The following is a 15642-nucleotide window of genomic DNA, read 5'->3' as shown; positions in this document are numbered from 1 at the left end:
AGACTGGCCTCCGCTTGCTAGCCATGCTACCGACCCGGCCCGCAGCTTCACTGGCCGTTCGCCCGATAGGATCAAAGAACATAACGAGACAGGAAACGCCCTCCCTCTGCGTCAGCCGAAGTAATAAGGGCAGAAACAATGGCGGGGAGTCGCGCCATTACGGAAACGACCAGCGATCGGCTTTATACGCACCGTTAACAGGCGATCATTGAAATCGTAGGCAAAAAGTACAGGTTTACTGAACAAACGAAGGGGGAGTATCCACCAGTGCTTCACCGTTATCTGCAGACCATGAGGCGGGGTTTGAACCGATAGATGGCGGGGCGGCGCAGCACGTGCCGCCCGCTAACATCAGGATGAGGCAGCCTGAATAAGCAGCCTGGAAAGTTGATTTCTGATGCGAAAGCACAGTTCTCGCGACATGTATTCGTAACGAGGCGCAACCAAACGAACAATATCCGGACCAATGCTATCTTTTACCTGCATAAACTGCGTGTTTTTCATACCAATTAGCTGATATTCAGCAAGATACTTTTCATAATCAGCCTGATTGTAAGCGCGTATAACATCCAACTCCTGACGACACTGCTGGACGCGAGTGAGATTTGCCGACTCCATGTCGTCACGTGGCAAACTTCCCGTCAGCGTCCCTGACATCGGCGGCGCTTCAGCTTGAGCGGACGGCGGCGTCACCAGAGAACGCGGAGAAGAATGAGAGAGACATCCCGTTAACAGCACGATACTCACCGCTATCACGATCATTTTTTTCATCAGGTCATCACCAAATTATTTTCCGTTTTCACCGCCGCGCCAAAGAGTAAACCGGCAGAAGATGATTAAATGTAATAATATAAGTAATCTATACAAATAACTTATTCAGTTTACACATCAAGGTAATTCCAGACTACCACTATTTACTGATGGAAATCGGCTCAACTGCCTCCCGGCTAACCTGCCCGGTGATGAAGCGCACCCCCCGCTTTTGAGCCCGCTGCGAGGCATTACGAGACCACCTTGCGGCACCATCACCTCCCGGTAAGGCTTTTAACGGGTTGGTCAGGGAGCCAGTGCGGCGCCGGTAATTATGCTGATACCCACTGCGCGGGTGGTAGCGCCCGGGTGAATCCATCAGCGGAGGACTGACACCCGCCGGCCTTTCGTTATATACTGGCGACTCTTCGCGCGCCGGACGGCCGGTGCGCGCGCTGACGCCCCTCACCGGATTGATCCCAAGTTATGCTGAGTTATCGCCACAGTTTTCATGCCGGCAACCACGCCGACGTTTTGAAGCACACCGTACAGAGCCTGATTCTCACCGCGCTGAAAGAGAAAGAGAAACCGTTTCTCTATCTGGACACCCACGCCGGTGCCGGACGCTATCAGCTGAGCGGTGAACACGCAGAGCGAACCGGTGAGTATCTGGAGGGCATTGCCCGCCTGTGGCAGCGCGACGATGTGCCTGACGAACTGGCGCCGTATCTTTCGGCGGTGCGGGCGATGAATGCCAACGGCACCCTGCGCTACTACCCCGGCTCGCCGCTGATCGCCCGTCATCTGCTACGCGCTGACGACAAGCTGGAGTTGACCGAGCTGCATCCCAGCGACTATCCGCTGCTGCGTCAGGAGTTCGCCAAAGATGAGCGTGCCCGCGTCGCGCGCAGCGATGGCTACCAGCAGCTTAAAGCCAAACTGCCACCACCGACGCGCCGCGGCCTGATGCTGATCGATCCGCCGTACGAGCTGAAGAGCGATTATCAGACGGTGGTGAAAAGTATCCAGGAAGGCTACAAGCGCTTCGGCACCGGCGTCTTCGCCTTATGGTATCCGGTGGTATTGCGCCAGCAGATCAAACGCATGGTGGCCGATTTCGAAGCCTCCGGTATTCGGCGGATTTTACAGATTGAACTGGCGGTGCGCCCGGACAGCGACCAGCGCGGCATGACGGCTTCCGGCATGATCGTGATTAATCCGCCGTGGAAGCTGGAACAGCAGATGAACAGCCTGCTGCCGTGGCTGCATAAGGTGCTGGTCCCGGCCGGCACCGGGCACACCAAAGTGAGCTGGATCGTCCCGGAATAAGCGCCGGCGCCGCGCTAGCCCTCGCGGATCGCGGCCGGCAGACTGAACAGCGAAAAGTCATAGGCCAGCTCCGTCGCCGGAAAAATCGCCTGGCACTCCGCCAGCAGGCGCTGGCAGTCGCCGATGCTATAACGGGCGCTAAAGTGGGTCGCGATCAGCCGACGCGCCCCGGCGGCTTTTGCCAGCGCAGCGGCCTGTTCGGTCGTGGAGTGACCCCGCGCATTGGCCTTCTCCGCCATCGCCGCCTCCAGCGTGGTTTCATGCACCATCAAATCGACACCTTTCGCCAGCGCCAGCGCCGCCTCGCAGGGGGCCGTATCGCCAAAAATGGCCAGCTTACGCCCCTCCAGCGATCGCCCCAGATAGTCAGCGCCGCGCAGCACGCGTCCATCCTCCAGCGATACCGTCTCTCCCCGCTTTAGCCGCTGATAGACCGGACCCGGCGGTATTCCTTCGGCGCGAAGCCGCTCAACGTCCAGCCCGCCGGGGCGGTGATGCTCTTCAATGCGGTAGCCGTAACACGTCACCGGGTGATTGAGCGGCCAGGCGGTGACGCGAAACTGGCCGTCGTCACAAATCTCCCCGCCGCTGACCTCCACGATCTCCAGCGGAAACGTCAGCCAGGAGCCGCTCAGGCTGAGGGTGCTTTCCACCCAGGTTTTCAGCCCGGCCGGGCCGTACAGCGTCAGCGGCTCGGTGACGCCGAGCATCGAGCGGCTGGTCAGCAGCCCCGGCAGCCCAAAAAGGTGGTCACCATGCAGGTGAGTGATGAACAGGCGGGTGATTTTGCCCGGACGGATTGCCGTGCGCAGAATCTGATGCTGCGTGCCCTCACCGCAGTCAAACAGCCAGCTGATATTACGGTTGTCCTGAATATTCAGGGCAATACTGGTCACGTTACGCGCTTTGCTGGGTGTGCCGGCGCAGGTGCCCAGAAAAAGTAATTCCATGGATGACGTCCTGTGAGATGGCCTGTGGCGACAGTGTGGCAGTTTGTGTCGCCCGCTGACACCGCCGCCAAAACCATTCTGGCGGCCTATCGCAATCATAGACGCAAACTTTGCGATAAGCAGGGACCTGGCGTTACACTCTGTAGCCAAAATCACGACTAATCAGGACTGGATGATGACCCGACATTATGACTACCTCGCCATCGGCGGCGGCAGCGGCGGTATCGCCTCAATCAACCGCGCGGCGATGCACGGCCAGAAGTGCGCACTGATCGAAGCTAACGCGCTGGGCGGCACCTGCGTCAACGTCGGCTGCGTACCGAAGAAGGTCATGTGGCACGCGGCGCAAATTGCCGAGGCGATTCATCAGTATGGCCCCGACTACGGCTTCGATACCACCGTTAACCACTTCAGCTGGGACACGCTGGTGAAAAACCGCAGCGCCTACATCGATCGGATTCACGCGTCTTACGATAACGTACTGGGTAAAAACCAGGTGGAGGTCATCAAAGGCTTCGCCCGTTTTGTTGACGCCCATACGGTAGAAGTGAACGGTGAGCAGATCACCGCCGACCATATTCTGATCGCCACCGGCGGCCGTCCGGTGCACCCGTCGATCCCTGGCGCCGAATACGGTATTGATTCTGATGGCTTCTTTGAACTGACTGCTCTGCCAAAGCGCGTGGCGGTGGTCGGCGCCGGATACATCGCAGTGGAAATTGCGGGCGTGGTGAACGCGCTGGGCGCGGACACCCATCTGTTTGTGCGTAAGCATGCGCCGCTGCGCAGCTTCGACCCGCTGATTGTCGATACGCTGGTCGAGGTCATGCACAGCGAAGGGCCCACGCTGCACACCAACGCGACGCCAAAAGCAGTGGTGAAAAACGCCGACGGCAGCCTGACGCTGACCCTCGAGAACGGCGCCGAACACACCGTAGACTGCCTGGTGTGGGCGATCGGCCGCGAGCCGATGACCGACAACCTGAATATTGCCGCCAGCGGCGTAGCGCTGGATGAGAAAGGCTACATCAAGGTGGATAAGTTCCAGAATACGTCCGTGCCCGGTATCTACGCGGTGGGCGATAACACCGGCGCCATCGAGCTGACGCCGGTGGCGGTGGCGGCAGGACGTCGCCTCTCCGAGCGGCTGTTTAATCACAAACCGGACGAGCATCTGGATTACAGCAACGTGCCGACCGTGGTGTTCAGCCATCCGCCGATTGGAACCGTCGGCCTGACGGAACCGCAGGCGCGCGAGCAGTTCGGCGACGATGCGGTGAAAGTGTATCAGTCCGCTTTTACCGCCATGTACACCGCGGTCACGCAGCACCGCCAGCCGTGCCGCATGAAGCTGGTTTGCGTCGGTAAAGAGGAGAAGATCGTCGGCATCCACGGCATCGGCTACGGCATGGACGAGATGCTGCAGGGCTTCGCCGTGGCGCTGAAAATGGGCGCCACCAAAAAAGACTTCGACAACACCGTCGCAATCCACCCCACCGGCGCGGAAGAGTTTGTCACCATGCGCTAACGCACAACGGGCCGCCAGGCCCGTTTTTTATTGCATCAGCCGTGCACTGACGCAATCGCGGTTTCCTGCAGATAGCGCCAGCGCGGCTGGCCCCCCGCCACGTCAATCATCGCCAGCGACCAGCGTGACGATTCGCCCGTCGGATCGCAGTGCGTCTCGCGATAGCGGCACACAACGTGGCTGGCCGACTGCTGCAGGATGTCGCCGCAGTCAATGGTGATCTGCAGGCCGGGACGCGCCCCGCGCCGCCGGTGAAACAGCGCCAGTACCTCGCTCAGCCCCACGGTCGCGCCCGCGGTCGTCACCATGAGAAAGTCCGGATGGAAACTGACTGCCAGCTTCTCAAGCGATGCGTCCGCGTCCTCCGCCCCGTTAAAAACCGCCGCAATCCACTGATGTAACTCTGTCACGCTGCGGAGCGCGCAGCTGGCTTCGGGTGATAACATCGTGCCTCCTGATAGGTTTTCGCCACCATAGCGATTGCCGTCCGGACTGTCCAGCCGCCCGCACGCCGCTCCCGCCCCTTTACGCCGGGCGAAACGGAATATTCTGCCCCTTCCCCTTTATTCACCGGTGCGGAAATACGCCCACTGAAGATTAACCAATTGAAAAATAAGTGAAAACCATACTACAACCGATGAGTTAGCCCACGTAACTTACTAAAAAATCGGGCGTTTCATTTAATATTCGGCTAATTCGTCTGCATAGTGGCATTCATTCAACTTATCCGCGTTCATCACGCTTTTTTAAATTGGCTTCCGCAGTGCGGCGCAGGGAACGGAACACACACCGGCTGACGTCATGCGGCATGCCCTTATTGAGCCCAACACCATGAAATATCGTCTTGACCATCAGGTCATTTTTGATCCCGATGCCGGAACGCTTAACTCGACCCGGCACGGTAATGATCCTATAGCCATCTCCAATCCCACCAAGCGCCTGCTGCTGCTGCTGATCGCCCATCAGGGTGATGCCGTCAGCCGGGACCTGATCTTTAAAAAAGTGTGGGACGATTTCGGCATGATATCGAGTAACAACAATCTCAATCAGTGCATCAGCAAGCTGCGCCGGGTGCTCAAAACGCTTGGCCTTGAGCAGGATGCCATCATCACGGTGCCGAAGCTGGGATTTATGTGGCACGAAAATATCCGCGTCGAACCGCTGCCGGAGGCCTCACCGGGCACGTCGCGACCGGCGATCCCGGCGGCGGCCGCGCCGCCGCCGAAAAAAGAGCCCACACCGCCCACTACGCCGGCGGCTCCCGCTCGCCGATCGATCATGCGTCTGCGTTCCCTACTGCCACTGCTGCTACTGCTGCTGTGCACCGGCCTGCTGGCCGGCGGCGCCGTGCTGTATCATGAACAGCAGCATCGCGCGGCGCGCATCGAACTGTATATTGGCCAGGCCGGTACTTGCCAGGTCCTGGTCTCGCAAAATGTACTGCAAGACCGCGATCCCGCCCTGCTGCAAAACGGCCTGCTGGATTACGCCCGCCGCCTTGATCCGCACTGTAACAGCGGCGAATATCTGCTGGTGATCCGCAGCGAGGCCATTAAAAGCTGGGTCAGCGATCTCGCGCGCTTCTACTTTATGCGCTGCGGTAACCTGCGGGAGAGTAAAGCGGAGGTGTGCTGGAGCCTCACCGCCCCGCCGAAACCACTGCCCTGATCTGGTTGTGGCCGGCGATCTCCCTTATGCTGTCGGCCCGCAACTTTACAGGAGCTCAGCTATGAGCATCACTATTCGTTCCGCCACCGCCGCTGATGCACCAGCGATTTATCAGATGATTGTCGAGCTGGCAATGTATGAAAAGGCGCCGGAAGCGGTTGAAACCAGCGCGGAAGAGATAGCCGCGACGCTGTTTGCACCGGGCAGCCAGACCGAAGCGCTGATCGCGGAAGTCGATGGGCAGACCGCCGGGTACGCGGTCTTTTTTACCAGCTACTCCACCTGGCTGGGGCGCCACGGTATTTATCTGGAGGACGTCTACGTTTCGCCTGACTACCGCGGCGCCGGTGCTGGAAAAGCGCTGCTCCGACATATCGCCGCGCTGGCGGTGGCGCGCCGCTGTGGTCGTCTCGAGTGGAGCGTACTTGACTGGAATCAGCCAGCGATCGATTTCTATCTCAGCCTCGGCGCACAGCCGCAGGATGAGTGGGTACGCTATCGCCTTGACGGTGAAGCCCTGCAGGCCTTCGCCCGCTCCTGATCCCACGACCAGAACGCCCCCGGTCTCGTTTCGCCCGCCCCTGCTGCCAGCGTAGGTGCGGAGGTCGTAAAACCAGCAGGGTCGCAAGGACGTTCAGGCGCACCGCGGCGGACAACAGGCACAAAAAAACCCGCACAAGGCGGGTTTTTTTTCAACGGCGGCCTGACTGCTCAGGCGCTGGCCTTCATCGCTATCGCAGGCGGCCGCTGGGTTGTCGTCACTTACAGTGCGACAACGTTAACCGCTGACGGGCCTTTAGCGCCGTTCTCGGTAGAGAACTCCACTTTCTGACCTTCGTCGAGGGTTTTGAAATCGTTGCTCTGGATAGCAGAGAAGTGTACGAACACATCTTTGCTGCCGTCAGCCGGAGTGATGAAGCCAAAACCTTTCTCAGGGTTAAACCATTTTACTAAACCAGTCATTTTGTTAGACATTGAACTTTCCTTTCATGCATTTTGAGGCTGCGTTAAAGCAGCAAAGATGGCCTGTATTCCAGAATTTAACTTATGGGCGCTTAGGAGGAGGCTCATGATGAAAGGTATCAATGGATAACTCTGAGATGAGGACTGCTTTACTAAAACTGCTGTCATAAGGTCTGTATTCCAAACCGGTAAGGGCATACTACGCGCCGCCTGATGCTTTAACAAGCATTACTTTTATTAATTTCTTAATCGCGGCGCGAGGGAGGCTGCACGCGCAGATAAGCGGCCCGCCCGGCGCTGCGCCATACTGAGGTTTTGCCACCAGGAGAATGCCATGTCTCACTTTCAGCCCGTCGCCTTGCAACACGCTTCACGCCTGCTTAACCATGGCCCGACCATTTTAATCACCAGCCGGCTGCCGGAGACCGGCGAACGTAACGTGATGGCCGCCGCGTGGTCGATGCCGGTCGAGTTTGTCCCCCCGCGCGTCGCCATCGTGGTCGATAAAAAGACCCGTACCCGCGAGCTGATTGAACAAAGCGGCATGTTCGCGATTTGCATTCCGCTGGTGGCGTTTCGAGAGCAGACGGTGGCCGTTGGCAATGTCAGCGGGCGCGAAGGCGATAAATTTGATCGCTACGCCATTCCGGACATTCGCAGCCCGCAGCTGGGACTGCCGGTGATTGAGGAGGGCTGCGCCGCGTGGCTGGAGTGCAAGCTTCAGCCACTGTCCGACGCTCAGCAGCGCTTTGATACCTTCTTTGGTGAGGTGATTTCCGCCGCGGCCGATGCGCGCCTGTTTCAGCAGGGGCGCTGGCAGCTGCAGGACGCCCCCGCCGATCAGCAAACTCTGCATCATCTTGGCGCGGGCAACTTCCTCACCAGCGGACCGCTGATCGCGGTGAACAAACCCGATCAGTAACGCACTCGCCGACAGCGTACCGCGGCGGGTGCCTGGCTTAGCAGCGTCAGTGCATGCTCCTCGTCCTCCCCCGCCTGTAGCCGCTGTAAAAACTGTGCTGCCCACCAGTGGATATCATGCCGCCGTACGTCCATCAGCATACTGGCGTGGCGGCTGCGGCGCTCGGCCAGCGGCATACTCAGCGCCGAATGCAGCGCCGCCGCCATCGCGTCGGCGTCGTACGGATTAACAATCAGCGCGCCGGACAGGCTCTCCGCCGCCCCGGCATACTGCGACAGGATCAGCACGCCGGGATTTTGCGGATCCTGCGCGGCGATCCACACCTTAGCCATCATGCTCATTCCCGCCGACAGCGGAGTAACCAGCGCCACCCGCGCCGCGCGGTAAAGGCCGCACAGCTCATTGCGGGTAAAGGGCTGCTTCAGGCAGCGTACCGGATACCAGTCCAGCGCGCCGTGCTGACCATTGAGCTGTCCGCACAGCGCTTCCAGCTGGTGATCGATCGCGCCGGCGCGATGTGAATAGCCGGAGTCCGGATCGGCCAGCTGCAGCAGCGTGGCGCGGTGCGCATAATCCGGGTGCTGCTCCAGCAGCCGCGCCATCGCCGCCAGCCGGAAGGGGATCCCGCTGCTGTCATCAAGATGCCCGCTGCTGAGGATGATATTGGGCGGCAAACTTTCCCGGCACTGCGCCTCCAGCGCCTGGCTGCTGTTGCTTTCTTGCTGCCACAGCACCTCCTCACAATCGATCCCCATCGGGAATACTCCGACGGTCACCAGGCGCCCCTTGATGCGAAACCGCCGCGCGCTCAGTCGCTCCGGTCGGTATTCGCTTTCGAGAAACGTCATAAAGTTCAGCATATCCTGCACGGTCTGAAAACCGATCAGATCGCTACACAGCAGGGCGTCGGCCAGCATCCGCCAGTCGGGGATGGCGGTGAAAAACTGCGCGGGTGGAAAGGGCTGATGTAAGAAGAAGCCAATGCGCTGGGTTAGCCCGGCATCGCGCAGCTGCCGCAAACAGGGAATCAGGTGGTAATCCTGCAGCCAGATAGCCTCATCCGGCAGCGCATAGCGGACGATCGCTTCACTAAACAAGCTATTGACCTGCAGCCAGGCGCGGCGAGCCCGATCGCTAAACTGTGCCAGGTCAGGGCGAGAGTGGAAAACCGGCCACAGCCCCTGATGGACATACTGCTGATAAAAGCCATGTGCTTCATCGAGCGTCAGGGCGAAGCTTAACCGGTCACCGTCCTTACCGCTCTGATAATGCAGCGGCCGTGCGGCAATGTCTCCGCTGGCATCTGTACGGCCATTCCAGCCGATCCACAGCCCACCGCGCCGCGCCACGATGCTCGCCAGCGAGGCCGCCAGGCCACTCTGCTGACCCTGATGATGTGAAACCAGTAACAGTCCGGACATCTAATACGCCCTCCCGGGGTAACGGTGATAGGGCATGGCCAATGCGTCGGGCATCTGTCATGCAACCAGACGCTGATTACAGCGAATCACGGATAAAAAAGGCGTAAAAAAGGCGTTTAGCGGCGTAAAAATCCACTAAACGCCAGGATGCGTCAGGTTTAGGTGCGGGGAGGCGTCTCTTCCTCCTCCCCTTCTGGCGGATCTTCATCAGGCTCTTCCACGGGCGCATCGGTGAGCATCGCATCCTGAATCACCTCTTCATCCAGCGTGGGGTTGAGCGCGGCCGCCAGCGGTGAAGAAGCGAGACCCTCCGGCATCACTACGTGCGGCAGCGGCGCATCGACAATGATTTCCGGTCGGCGCTTCACCCAGCTCAGCGCGGCAATCAGGCCGCCGCACAGCGTGAAGAACAGGTACAACACGTTGGCACCAAACGGCTGCATCACCGCCCCGGTCACCAGCGGACCGATACTCGCCCCCACGCCAAAGGCCATCAGCAGGCACGCAGTGAGCGAAACGCGACGTTCCGGAACCACCTGGTCGTTAGCCAGCGCGACCGCCAGCGGATACAGTGAGAACTGCGCCATGCTGGCCACAAACGCCATCGCCAACAGCAGGCCAAAGGGGAGGTCGGCCAACAGCGCCAGCGGCAGCGAGGCTACGGCATACAGCACTGCGGTATAAAACAGCAGGCGCTGGCGGTCATAGCGATCCGACAGCCAGCTCAGTGGAAACTGGGATACCAGGCCGGCAAAAATGGTCACCGCCATAAACAAACCGGTCTGGCCAGTACTCAGTCCCAGCGCGCTGGCAAATACCGGCGCCAGTCCGTAGAACGCCCCGACCGCCATGCCCATCACCAGCGTGGTCGCCAGCAGCTTGGGGATGGTGGTAAAAAAGTAGCCCAGCTCCATCGGAGCCGGCACCATTGGCTTGGCGTTGGTACGGGTCGTGAGCGCAATCGGCACCAGGCAGAGGGAGAAGCAGAGCGCCACGATCAGGAGCATGGTGATGCCAAAACCGGTGGCCAGCATCAGGATTGCCTGCCCACCGCACAGCCCGAGGTAAGTTGCCACCATATACAGGCCGAAAATCGTGCCGCGCTGCGACGACTCCGCCTGGTCGTTCAGCCAGCTCTCCAGCACCATGTACTGGCACATCATGCACAGACCGATAATCAGTCGCAGAAAAATCCACAGCGGAAGGGTATCAGTCAAACCGTGTCCGATCACCGACGCGGTGATCACCCCGGCGCACGACACATAGGCGCGGATGTGACCGACCCGGGCAATCAGGTTATGACCCACCTTGCCGCCGATCACCAGACCAACGTAGTTGGCCGCGGTAATGGCACCGATCAGGGTGCCACTCACCTGTTCGTGGGCCAGCCGTAATGACACATAGGTGGTTAACAAACCGGCGCCGAGCAGCATCAGCAGGGTCGTGGTGTATAATGGCAGGAAAGCATTGAGGACTTTTTTCATACGACTCCCTGTCTGGCAGGCTTCCGGAGAAAGGACACGTTATAGCCTGGTCTGTTTTACCGCAGTGGGCAAACGGAGAAATCTGAGAACCTCCGCCGCGGTGGCCGGAGGAAAAAAGCGGCGGGCCTGCGCCCGCCGTTTCTGCACTCAAACGTGCGGGAAGGTGATGTTATTTCCCGGCGCTTCGCGGTGCAGGTGAATAAAGTTAAGGTGACGTTCGTACTGATCGAGAATATCGATAATCACCTGCTCTTTGGTGTAATCCATCAGGTCGTTACCCTGACTTCCCTCCAGCAGGAAGGTTTCCAGCCGGTAGTAGGTCGATTTACCGCTACGCGCACGGTAGGTAAAGCCCGGTACCGAATACTGCTGCGGCCAAATCTGGTAGACGAAGTTTTGCTCTTCGCCGAGGTTGACCAGCAGCTCGAGGTGACCCAGGTTTTCATCCTCCGCCGGCGGCAAACTCTGCAACTCGACTTTGGCACCGCGCAGCTCCAGCTCCTTCGCGACCTCTTCCATCGCCGGGAAGCAGACGGTTTCCATCATCTGACGGGTATAGCGGCTGCCCGGGTAGTTCATCAGACGGGAAACCCGCTTTTTCCAGCTCAGGCGATCCTGACCGACCACCGGATACGGGGCGGTATCCCGTCCGGCACTGACCCGGCGGAAATCTTCCACCTTCAGCGATTTATACAATCCGGCCATCACGAAGAAGATCACAAAGCTGAACGGCAGCCCCATGATGACCGTCGCATTCTGCAGCGCAGAGATGCCGTTGGTCATCAGCATTCCCATGGTCAGTACACCGATAGTGATCGACCAGAAAATGCGCAGCCAGTTCGGAGAATCGCTATTAATATCCTTCAGTTTCGACGTGAAGTTACCTAACACCAGTGAACCGGAATCCGCTGAGGTGACGTAAAACAGGAAGCCGGTAATGGTGGCCACCGATGCGCTGAAGGTAAAGGCCGGATACTGCGCCAGCAGGCTATAGAAACCGCGCTCGGCGTGTGCCAGGGTTTCCTGAGCAAAACCAATGTTGCCGTGCATGATCTCATACAGCGCCGCGTTGCCGAATACCGACAGCCACAGCAGAGTGAAGGTAAACGGAATGATCAGCGTGCCCAGCACAAACTCACGGATGGTGCGGCCGCGGGAAATGCGCGCGAGGAACAGCCCGACAAACGGCGACCACGCCACCCACCAGGCCCAGAAGAACAGGGTCCAGCTGTTCATCCACTCCACCGGACGGTCGAAAGCAAACGTATTGAGCGTCATGCCCATAAAGCGATTGATGTAATCGCCAATGTTCAATACCAGTGCGTTAAGCAGGAATTCGGTATCACCCACGAACAGCACAAAAATGATCAGGCCCAGCGCCAGCAGCACGTTCAGCTCGGACAGGATACGGATCCCTTTATCCACCCCGGAGGTCACTGAAATGGTGGCGATGATCACCGACAACGCGATCAGGCCGGCTTTAGCCGCCAGGCTATCGGGAATATCAAACAGTACGTTCAGGCCATAGTTAAGCTGTACCACGCCGATACCCAGGGTGGTGGCAATCCCGAAAATAGTACCGATCACCGCGGCGATATCCACCGTATGACCGATGGGGCCGTTGATCCGCTTACCAAAGATCGGATAGAGCGCGGAACGAATGGTCAGCGGCAGATTGTAACGAAAGCTGAAGTACCCCAGCGCAATGCCCATCAGCGCATACATCGACCAGCCGGTCATGCCGTAGTGGAACAGCGTCCACACCATCGCCTGCCGTGCGGCCTCAATGGTCTGCCCGGCCCCTTCCGGTGGCTGCATGTACTGGGTCACCGGCTCGGCTACCGAGAAGAACATCAGATCGATGCCGATACCGGCGGCAAACAGCATCGCTGCCCAGCTCAAGATACTGAACTCCGGCTTGGACTGCTCCGGTCCCAGTTTTATCGAGCCATAGCGCGAACAGGCCATAAACAGGACGAACACGATATACAGGGTCGCCGCCAGCATGTAGTACCAGCCAAACGTAGCGGACACCCAGTTAACGGCGCGTAAAATCCAGGCAGCAGACGCGCTGGAATAGAAGATGGTCATCAGAGAAAACAACAAAATCAGCCCTGCCGAGGTGTAGAACACCACGGGATTGATTCTGTCTTTTTCACTGGCGGGTGGTTGAGTCATCGGATACCTCTGGTTCAATCACGAAAAAAGCGCAGGAACACAATGTGCCGACGCAAGGCGAGCGGGACGCCGCGGTTAAGAGAGCGCTGAGCGCACGCTTTATTGGATCATCGTTAACAAAGTAGCACTAAATCTCCTAACCTTAGGTGACCGTCTCACCAAATAACTATAACAATTTTTCTTTTTTGATTGAACGTTCAATTAAAAAAAGTTTAAATGGTTAGCAGAGCACAGGGTGAGGAGTGAGAAATGCCCAAGGTAGGTATGCAGGTAATCCGGCGGCGTCAGCTGATCGACGCTACCCTGAATACCATTAACGAGGTGGGGTTGCAGGATGCCACCATCGCGCAAATTGCCCGGCGGGCGGGCGTCTCTACCGGCATCATCAGCCACTACTTCAGGGACAAGAACGGCCTGCTGGAGGCCACAATGCGCGATGTGACCGCCCAGCTGCGTACTGCCGTGCAGCAGCGCTTACGCGCGCTGCCCGATGCATCGACCGAGGTGCGCCTGTGCGCCATCGTCGATGGAAATTTTGACGATTCACAAGTACATAGCGCGGCGATGAAAGCCTGGCTCGACTTCTGGGCCAGTAGTATGCATCAGCCCATGCTCAATCGCCTGCAGCAGGTCAGTAGCCGACGGCTGCTGACCACGCTGGTGGCAGAATTTCAGCGCGACCTGCCGCGGGCTGAGGCCCGTCGTGCCGGTTACGGTTTAGCGGCCATGATCGATGGCCTGTGGCTTCGCGCCGCGCTGAGTGGCGACCCCTTTGATCAGCCACAGGCGAAAACGCTGACCACGCGCTTTATCCGCCAGTGTCTGGCGGATACCCGGACTTAACCAGGAGGAAAATCGATGTCCCGATTCACTGAACAACGCCTGTACATTGACGGCGGCTACGTTGACAGCACAACTGGAAAACATTTCGAAACAATTAATCCGGCCAGTGGCGAAGTATTGGCCAAGGTTCAGGCTGCCGGCGCTGAGGATGTTGATCGCGCCGTCGCCGCCGCGCGCAAAGGCCAGAAAATCTGGGCGGCGATGACCGCCATGGAGCGCTCACGTATTCTGCGCCGCGCCGTGGACATCCTGCGCGAGCGCAATGACGAACTGGCCGCGCTGGAGACCCTGGATACCGGTAAGCCTTATAGCGAAACCGCCAGCGTCGATATCGTCACCGGTGCCGACGTACTGGAGTATTACGCGGGTCTGATCCCGGCGCTGGAGGGCCAACAAATCCCGCTGCGCGACACGGCCTTCGTCTACACCCGCCGCGAGCCGCTGGGCGTAGTTGCCGGCATCGGTGCCTGGAACTACCCGATTCAAATCGCGCTGTGGAAATCCGCTCCGGCGCTGGCCGCGGGCAACGCTATGATTTTCAAACCGAGCGAAGTGACGCCACTGACCGCCCTGAAGCTGGCGGAAATCTACACCGAAGCGGGCGTGCCGGACGGCGTGTTCAACGTGCTGCCTGGCCTCGGTGCTGAAACCGGGCAGGCGCTGACCACGCATCCGGGGATCGATAAGGTGTCGTTCACCGGCGGCGTAGTCAGCGGTAAGAAAGTGATGGCTAACGCGGCGGGTTCCACGCTGAAAGAGGTCACCATGGAGCTGGGCGGTAAATCCCCGCTGATTATTTGCGACGATGCCGATCTCGATCTGGCCGCCGATATCGCCATGATGGCCAACTTCTACAGTTCCGGCCAGGTCTGCACCAACGGTACCCGCGTGTTCATTCCGCAGGCGCTGAAGGCCGAATTTGAAGCCAAAATTACGGAGCGCGTGGCGCGCATTCGCGCCGGTGACCTGATGGATGAGGCGACCAACTTTGGTCCGCTGGTCAGCTTTGCCCACCGCGATAACGTGATGCGCTATATCGAAAGCGGCGTCAGCGAAGGGGCCCGCCTGCTGTGTGGCGGCGAGCGTCTGAGCGGGGACGGCTTCGACCAGGGCGCCTGGGTCGCGCCGACCGTATTTACCGACTGCCGCGACGAGATGACCATCGTGCGTGAAGAGATCTTTGGCCCGGTGATGTCCATCCTGAGCTATGACAGCGAAGAGGAAGTGATTGCCCGCGCCAACGCGACCGACTTTGGCCTGGCGGCCGGCGTGGTGACCCGCGACCTGAATCGTGCCCATCGCATGATTCACCAGATTGAAGCCGGAATCTGCTGGATCAACACCTGGGGCGAATCGCCGGCAGAGATGCCGGTTGGCGGCTACAAGCATTCCGGTGTCGGCCGTGAAAATGGCCTGATGACGCTGCAGCACTACACTCAGGTGAAGTCTGTTGAGCTGGAACTGGATCGCTTCCAGTCCGTATTTTAATCACGGCTGCTGTCCCTGCGCGGGCGTGCGAATGGCCTGATGGCCTGCACCCCGCTCGCCGCGCCGGTCGTGTTGCCGGCGCAGCCCATCTGAACAGAGGGCACACCGCCTGACTGAG

14 protein-coding genes are annotated in these 15642 nt (G+C 59.1%); 7 read left to right on the top strand and 7 right to left on the bottom strand.

Annotation, left to right across the window (positions count from 1 at the left end):
- Window positions 1–351: 351 nt before the first annotated feature.
- Window positions 352–771, bottom strand: coding sequence for a lipoprotein (locus tag BS626_RS18825; protein WP_240494298.1), 420 nt, complete (start codon window positions 769–771; stop codon window positions 352–354).
- A 465-nt stretch (window positions 772–1236) separates the two neighbouring features.
- Here BS626_RS18825 and BS626_RS11415 point away from each other — a divergent pair, with 465 nt between their 5' ends.
- Complete coding sequence (locus tag BS626_RS11415; protein ID WP_075182520.1) at window positions 1237–2079, top strand: 23S rRNA (adenine(2030)-N(6))-methyltransferase RlmJ; 843 nt, start codon at window positions 1237–1239, stop codon at window positions 2077–2079.
- A 14-nt stretch (window positions 2080–2093) separates the two neighbouring features.
- Here the strand turns inward: BS626_RS11415 and rnz are convergent, their stop codons facing one another.
- Window positions 2094–3029: a ribonuclease Z gene (rnz, locus tag BS626_RS11410; protein ID WP_075182519.1), complete on the bottom strand. Its 936-nt coding sequence runs from the start codon at window positions 3027–3029 to the stop codon at window positions 2094–2096.
- A gap of 175 nt (window positions 3030–3204) precedes the next feature.
- Between rnz and gorA the strand changes: the two genes are divergently transcribed.
- A complete protein-coding gene (gene gorA, locus BS626_RS11405) occupies window positions 3205–4557 on the top strand; it encodes a glutathione-disulfide reductase (RefSeq protein WP_075182518.1) in 1353 nt (450 codons plus the stop codon).
- A 35-nt stretch (window positions 4558–4592) separates the two neighbouring features.
- Here the strand turns inward: gorA and BS626_RS11400 are convergent, their stop codons facing one another.
- Window positions 4593–5003: a hypothetical protein gene (locus tag BS626_RS11400; RefSeq protein WP_075182517.1), complete on the bottom strand. Its 411-nt coding sequence runs from the start codon at window positions 5001–5003 to the stop codon at window positions 4593–4595.
- Window positions 5004–5388: 385 nt separating this feature from the next.
- On the opposite strand from BS626_RS11400, the gene BS626_RS11395 reads away from it, so the two are divergent.
- Both BS626_RS11395 and BS626_RS11390 read left to right on the top strand, forming a co-directional pair.
- Entirely contained in the window at window positions 5389–6225 is an 837-nt protein-coding gene (locus tag BS626_RS11395; RefSeq protein WP_075182612.1) for a winged helix-turn-helix domain-containing protein, read from the top strand.
- A 61-nt stretch (window positions 6226–6286) separates the two neighbouring features.
- On the top strand, window positions 6287–6766 hold the full coding sequence (locus BS626_RS11390; protein ID WP_075182516.1) for a GNAT family N-acetyltransferase: 480 nt from the start codon (window positions 6287–6289) through the stop codon (window positions 6764–6766).
- A gap of 221 nt (window positions 6767–6987) precedes the next feature.
- On the opposite strand, the gene cspA is transcribed toward BS626_RS11390, so the two are convergent.
- On the bottom strand, window positions 6988–7200 hold the full coding sequence (gene cspA, locus BS626_RS11385; RefSeq protein ID WP_075182515.1) for an RNA chaperone/antiterminator CspA: 213 nt from the start codon (window positions 7198–7200) through the stop codon (window positions 6988–6990).
- Between the two features lie 322 nt (window positions 7201–7522).
- Between cspA and BS626_RS11380 the strand changes: the two genes are divergently transcribed.
- Window positions 7523–8110 carry a flavin reductase family protein gene (locus BS626_RS11380; RefSeq protein ID WP_075182514.1) on the top strand — a complete coding sequence of 196 codons (588 nt, stop codon included), beginning with the start codon at window positions 7523–7525 and terminating at the stop codon, window positions 8108–8110.
- Here the strand turns inward: BS626_RS11380 and BS626_RS11375 are convergent.
- The 3 genes from BS626_RS11375 to BS626_RS11365 all read right to left on the bottom strand — a co-directional run bounded on the left by BS626_RS11375 (window position 8104) and on the right by BS626_RS11365 (window position 13193).
- A complete protein-coding gene (locus BS626_RS11375; RefSeq protein WP_075182513.1) occupies window positions 8104–9531 on the bottom strand; it encodes a trehalose-6-phosphate synthase in 1428 nt (475 codons plus the stop codon). The genes BS626_RS11380 and BS626_RS11375 overlap by 7 nt on opposite strands.
- A 158-nt stretch (window positions 9532–9689) precedes the next feature.
- A complete protein-coding gene (locus BS626_RS11370) occupies window positions 9690–11015 on the bottom strand; it encodes an MFS transporter (protein WP_075182512.1) in 1326 nt (441 codons plus the stop codon).
- Between the two features lie 147 nt (window positions 11016–11162).
- Window positions 11163–13193: a choline transporter gene (locus tag BS626_RS11365; RefSeq protein ID WP_075182511.1), complete on the bottom strand. Its 2031-nt coding sequence runs from the start codon at window positions 13191–13193 to the stop codon at window positions 11163–11165.
- 249 nt (window positions 13194–13442) lie between these two features.
- Between BS626_RS11365 and betI the strand changes: the two genes are divergently transcribed.
- Window positions 13443–14036 carry a transcriptional regulator BetI gene (betI, locus tag BS626_RS11360; RefSeq protein WP_075182510.1) on the top strand — a complete coding sequence of 198 codons (594 nt, stop codon included), beginning with the start codon at window positions 13443–13445 and terminating at the stop codon, window positions 14034–14036.
- Between the two features lie 15 nt (window positions 14037–14051).
- Window positions 14052–15524: a betaine-aldehyde dehydrogenase gene (gene betB, locus BS626_RS11355; RefSeq protein ID WP_075182509.1), complete on the top strand. Its 1473-nt coding sequence runs from the start codon at window positions 14052–14054 to the stop codon at window positions 15522–15524.
- Window positions 15525–15642 lie beyond the last annotated feature (118 nt).

Origin of the sequence: Pantoea sp. 1.19 (genome assembly GCF_001922585.1) — a bacterium.
Classification (GTDB): domain Bacteria; phylum Pseudomonadota; class Gammaproteobacteria; order Enterobacterales; family Enterobacteriaceae; genus 1-19.
This window is presented reverse-complemented; position numbering and strand designations above follow the sequence as displayed.

Excerpts from the sequence above, each read along its gene's own strand:
- BS626_RS18825 (WP_240494298.1), bottom strand. The coding sequence starts at position 771 with ATGAAAAAAATGATCGTGATAGCGGTGAGTATCGTGCTGTTAACGGGA.
- BS626_RS11415 (WP_075182520.1), top strand. The coding sequence starts at position 1,237 with ATGCTGAGTTATCGCCACAGTTTTCATGCCGGCAACCACGCCGACGTT.
- rnz (WP_075182519.1), bottom strand. The coding sequence starts at position 3,029 with ATGGAATTACTTTTTCTGGGCACCTGCGCCGGCACACCCAGCAAAGCG.
- gorA (WP_075182518.1), top strand. The coding sequence starts at position 3,205 with ATGACCCGACATTATGACTACCTCGCCATCGGCGGCGGCAGCGGCGGT.
- BS626_RS11400 (WP_075182517.1), bottom strand. The coding sequence starts at position 5,003 with ATGTTATCACCCGAAGCCAGCTGCGCGCTCCGCAGCGTGACAGAGTTA.
- BS626_RS11395 (WP_075182612.1), top strand. The coding sequence starts at position 5,389 with ATGAAATATCGTCTTGACCATCAGGTCATTTTTGATCCCGATGCCGGA.
- BS626_RS11390 (WP_075182516.1), top strand. The coding sequence starts at position 6,287 with ATGAGCATCACTATTCGTTCCGCCACCGCCGCTGATGCACCAGCGATT.
- cspA (WP_075182515.1), bottom strand. The coding sequence starts at position 7,200 with ATGTCTAACAAAATGACTGGTTTAGTAAAATGGTTTAACCCTGAGAAA.
- BS626_RS11380 (WP_075182514.1), top strand. The coding sequence starts at position 7,523 with ATGTCTCACTTTCAGCCCGTCGCCTTGCAACACGCTTCACGCCTGCTT.
- BS626_RS11375 (WP_075182513.1), bottom strand. The coding sequence starts at position 9,531 with ATGTCCGGACTGTTACTGGTTTCACATCATCAGGGTCAGCAGAGTGGC.
- BS626_RS11370 (WP_075182512.1), bottom strand. The coding sequence starts at position 11,015 with ATGAAAAAAGTCCTCAATGCTTTCCTGCCATTATACACCACGACCCTG.
- BS626_RS11365 (WP_075182511.1), bottom strand. The coding sequence starts at position 13,193 with ATGACTCAACCACCCGCCAGTGAAAAAGACAGAATCAATCCCGTGGTG.
- betI (WP_075182510.1), top strand. The coding sequence starts at position 13,443 with ATGCCCAAGGTAGGTATGCAGGTAATCCGGCGGCGTCAGCTGATCGAC.
- betB (WP_075182509.1), top strand. The coding sequence starts at position 14,052 with ATGTCCCGATTCACTGAACAACGCCTGTACATTGACGGCGGCTACGTT.